The sequence below is a fragment of the Phytoactinopolyspora endophytica genome (assembly GCF_004138495.1).
Taxonomy (GTDB): domain Bacteria; phylum Actinomycetota; class Actinomycetes; order Jiangellales; family Jiangellaceae; genus Phytoactinopolyspora; species Phytoactinopolyspora endophytica.
This window is the reverse complement of sequence record NZ_ML142866.1, coordinates 114190-118237: the sequence shown is the minus strand read 5'-3', so window position 1 is coordinate 118237 and position 4048 is coordinate 114190. Positions and strand designations below refer to the sequence as shown.

The window sequence follows — 4048 nt, the reverse complement described above, 5'->3', positions numbered from 1 at the left end:
GCGTGACGTACAGCATCGGTGTCGACGTCGGAGGCACCAAGATCGCCGGTGGCGTCGTCGACGAGAAGGGCGCGATCATCGCGCGTACCAGGCGTGACACGCCGTCCAAAGACGTCTCCGGAATCGTCGGCAGCATCGTCGCCGTTACACGCGAGCTCGCGGCCCAGTACGACGTCGAGGTGGTCGGTGTGGGGTCAGCCGGGTTCATCGACGCGGGCCGCTCGCGTGTCATGTTCGCTCCCAACCTGGCCTGGCGCGACCTTCCGCTTCGAGATGAGGTCAGCGCGGCCACCGGCCTGCCCGTCGTGGTGGAGAACGATGCGAACGCCGCAGCGTGGGGTGAGTTTCGCTTCGGCGCGGCGGAAGACGTCGACGACATGGTGTTGCTGACCGTGGGCACCGGAGTCGGCGGCGCGGTGATTCTCGACGGGCAAGTGCATCGCGGCGCCAACGGGATCGCCGGCGAACTGGGGCACATGCGACTGGTGCCGGACGGTCAATACTGCGGGTGTGGCCTTCGTGGCTGCGTCGAGGCCTACGCCAGCGGCACCGCGCTGGTGCGCAACGCGCGGGCCGCGGCGGCGGGTTCCGCGGCATTTCCCGGATCACCGGAACGCCTCGTGGAGCTGGCCGGGGGTGACCCAGGCTCCATCAGCGGGCCGATGGTGACTGAGGCGGCTCAGGAGGGAGATGCGCTCGCCCAGCACCTGATCACGGAGCTCGCCGGCTGGCTCGGCGCCGCGATGGGGTCGTTCGTGTCGATCTTCGACCCGGGTGCGTTCGTGATCGGCGGGGGAGTGGCCGACGCCGGAGCGCTGCTGCTCGATCCCGTCGAAGAGGCGTTGCGCCGTAACATCACCGGAGGGACTCATCGGCCGTATGCCACGGTCCGCCTGGCGACGTTGGGCAACGACGCCGGCATCGTCGGTGCGGCCGATCTCGCGCGGACGTGAACCCGTGGATGCTCAGATGGACGTGCCGATGGACGAGAAACCGGCCGGAGAAACCGAGCCAGTGACGGTCCGGCTCCGCTTGGTGACCTACAACGTGCGTGGGCTCAAACGTGACGGAGCGGCCGCCGCGGCGGTGTTACGTGAACTCGACCCGGACGTCGTATGTCTGCAGCAGGCGCCGAGCCGGCTCGCATGGCGAGGCAAATGTGCGGCGCTGGCTCGCCGGTCGCAGCTGCTCTACGCGGGCGGCGGAGGTACCAGCGCGGGCACCGCTCTGTTCACCGCGGTACGGGTCGACGTGAGGCATGTGCAGGAACACCTGCTGCGACGGACCCCGGGCCTGCGTCGCCAGGGCGTGGTGCTGGCCTCGATGAGCAAGGGATCCGCTCGGTTCGCCGTTGCCTCGGTACAGCTCGGCACGGACGCCGGGGAGCGTGCCCGGCACCTGACTGAGATCACCGGGCTGTTCAACCGGGTCATCCGTTCACCGGGCGAGACCGGCCGGCCGCCATCTGGTCTGGAGGGCGACGTGGATCACAGCCCCAAGCCTGCCGCCTCGCCCGTGCCCGTGGCGGTGATCGCGGGCGACCTGAACGAGGCTCCGTCCGCGGCCACCTGGTCCCGCTTGGCGTCGCAGTACACCGACCTGGGCGCGGCGGACGCGACTCCGACCTACCCGGCGGATCGGCCGGACCAGCGTCGCGACGGGGTGTTCGTGCGAGGCCAGGTCGAGGTCGCGTCGTATCAGGTGGTCGACACACCGGCTGCGCGTGCTGCCAGCGACCACCGCCCCGTCGTCGTGGATCTCATCTTGGGCGGGCGCTGAGAGAGACCGCGATCAGACGACGGCGCCGTTGTCGGGATCGTGCGGGTTGCGGCCGCGCATCCTCAACACCAGTGTCACGAACCCCGCGATGAAACCCCCGACCAAGATGGCCATGAACTCGTCCGGCGGGGACCAGCTGGCGAGCGTGGCGAGCAGAAGCACCGGTGGCGGTGCGAGCATGCCCGCCCATGCCCAGCGGGTGACGCGGTCTCCTCGGGGAATGGGCGGCGGTACCGGAGGGACGAAATGATCCTCCTCCTCGGACTCGCTGTCGCCGGACTCGCCGCCGTTCGGCGTCGGCTCGGCTCGCGGGTCTCCGGGGCGACGCGGGTCTGCGGGGCGATCGGCGTGAGAGTCACGGTCGTGCGGACCGCCCGGCGGCGGTGCCTCCAAGGTGTCCGAGCCCGATTCGGCGAGATACGGATCGGAGCTGTGTGGGTCCGAGAAGTCGTAGGGCGAGCCATCGTCAGGCGCGATGTCCTCCGCCGCCGGCCAACGTCGGGCGCCGTCGTCGGGGTCCGGCTCGGAATGGAACGTGTCGACCAGCTCGGCCCACGCTTTCTCGTCGTCGCGACCCGTGCTCATCGGCGGTCCTCATCCCTTCCGGTGTCCGTGTACGGCTGTGTGCTGATCTCGTGTCCGGCCCTCATCGGGTTCCGCCCTGCAGCGGCCGCGCCGTCGCGACCCGTTCGGCGAACTCGGCGCTCCGCGTGAAGATCGTCTCCGCGTCGTAGTCCAAAGTCGCCACATGGTAGCTGCGATGGAGGAGAACCTCCACGGCGTCCGTGGACGAGACGCCCGAGAGGATGAGCGGCGCGCCGGAACCGTCGACGACGTGGTCGGTGGTGCTGCGGAACATCAGCAGCGGCTGAGTGATCATCGGCATGTCGCGGCGTACAAGTTTCCACATCTGAGTCAACGAATGCAGCGCCCGTAATGGTGTCCGATCGTAGGCGTGCTCATTCTGGCCCGGCTTGGCGATGTCATTCGCCAGGCCCGCGAGCGACGGAACGACGTGACGCAGCAGCGGCAACGCAACCAGGCGCCGGTCGGCGCTGGCGATGGCCGGGTTCACCAGCACCAGGCCCGCGACCGCGGCCGGGTGCACCTGGGCCAGCCGGAGGGCCAGGCAGCCTCCCATGGACAGTCCGGCGACGACGACGGCGTCACATCGCTCGTTGAGCCGCAGCAGCGCGTTCTCGACCTTGGCGAACCAATCCGGCCAGCGGGTGAGATTCATCTCCCGCCAGTTGGTTGCGTGCCCAGGGAGCGTTGGGAGCTCGACTGTGTACCCGGTCGCGGCAAGATGTTCGGCCCACGGTCTCAGTGATGCGGGCGAACCGGTGAATCCGTGGCACAGGAGAATACCGATGGGTCCGCCGTCGTGCTGGAAAGGTGCGGCGGCCAGCGGCTGTTGCATGGTCTCCATCATTCCACGGAAATGCCCTCGCGTGCCCAGGTGGCCATGCGGTGATCACGCACACCCGGGGGTTCTCGTTGTAATGTTCGCATCGTGCTCTACTGGCTGCTGAAGAAGGTGCTCCTCGGTCCCTTGCTCCGCCTGTACTACCGACCATGGGCGGAAGGGACGGAGAACGTGCCTGCGGAAGGACCGGCCATCCTGGCCGGGAACCATCTGACCGTGGTGGACTCCTTCTTCATGCCGCTGACGCTGGAGCGCAAGGTGACCTTCTGGGCAAAGAGCGACTACTTCACCGAGCCTGGTGTCAAAGGCTGGTTCAAGCGGTTCTTCTTCTCCCGCACCGGCAACCTGCCGGTCGACCGCGCGGGCGGCCGGGCGAGTGAGGCGGCGATGCGCAGCGCCCTCGGCCATCTTCGGGACGGTGAACTGCTGGGCCTCTACCCGGAGGGCACGCGATCGCCGGACGGCCGCCTCTACCGCGGGAAGACCGGTGCCGCGCGGCTCGCGCTTGAGGCCAAGGTGCCTGTCATCCCGGTCGCGATGATCGGCACCGCGGAGATGCAGCCGCCAGGGCGGATGATCCCGAAGCGGATGCGGCCGGGGGTCAGGTTCGGCAAACCGCTCGACTTCAGCCGTTACGAGGGCATGGAGACGGACCGCTACGTGCTGCGCGCGGCCACCGACGAGATCATGTACGCACTGATGGAGCTGTCCGGTCAGGAGTACGTGGACGTGTATGCAGCCACCGTCAAGGCGAGGATCGCCGCCGAGCAGCGGGAGAACAAGGGGACCGACGGATAACCACGGGCGACACGTCCCGGGTCGCGGGTCGTGTCAACGTCGCGC

5 protein-coding genes are annotated in these 4048 nt (G+C 68.6%); 3 read left to right on the top strand and 2 right to left on the bottom strand.

What is annotated here, in order from left to right:
* Positions 1–2 precede the first annotated feature (2 nt).
* Both ELR45_RS27455 and ELR45_RS27450 read left to right on the top strand, forming a co-directional pair.
* Positions 3–953, top strand: coding sequence for an ROK family glucokinase (locus ELR45_RS27455; protein ID WP_129669165.1), 951 nt, complete (start codon positions 3–5; stop codon positions 951–953).
* Between the two features lie 28 nt (positions 954–981).
* Entirely contained in the window at positions 982–1779 is a 798-nt protein-coding gene (locus ELR45_RS27450; protein WP_165368143.1) for an endonuclease/exonuclease/phosphatase family protein, read from the top strand.
* Positions 1780–1791: 12 nt separating this feature from the next.
* On the opposite strand, the gene ELR45_RS27445 is transcribed toward ELR45_RS27450, so the two are convergent.
* A complete protein-coding gene (locus tag ELR45_RS27445) occupies positions 1792–2364 on the bottom strand; it encodes a hypothetical protein (RefSeq protein ID WP_129669163.1) in 573 nt (190 codons plus the stop codon).
* Between the two features lie 61 nt (positions 2365–2425).
* Positions 2426–3199 carry an alpha/beta hydrolase gene (locus ELR45_RS27440; protein ID WP_129669162.1) on the bottom strand — a complete coding sequence of 258 codons (774 nt, stop codon included), beginning with the start codon at positions 3197–3199 and terminating at the stop codon, positions 2426–2428.
* 93 nt (positions 3200–3292) lie between these two features.
* On the opposite strand from ELR45_RS27440, the gene ELR45_RS27435 reads away from it, so the two are divergent.
* Positions 3293–4003: a lysophospholipid acyltransferase family protein gene (locus ELR45_RS27435; RefSeq protein ID WP_129669161.1), complete on the top strand. Its 711-nt coding sequence runs from the start codon at positions 3293–3295 to the stop codon at positions 4001–4003.
* Positions 4004–4048 lie beyond the last annotated feature (45 nt).

Excerpts from the sequence above, each read along its gene's own strand:
- ELR45_RS27440 (WP_129669162.1), bottom strand. The coding sequence starts at position 3,199 with ATGCAACAGCCGCTGGCCGCCGCACCTTTCCAGCACGACGGCGGACCC.
- ELR45_RS27445 (WP_129669163.1), bottom strand. The coding sequence starts at position 2,364 with ATGAGCACGGGTCGCGACGACGAGAAAGCGTGGGCCGAGCTGGTCGAC.
- ELR45_RS27450 (WP_165368143.1), top strand. The coding sequence starts at position 982 with ATGGACGAGAAACCGGCCGGAGAAACCGAGCCAGTGACGGTCCGGCTC.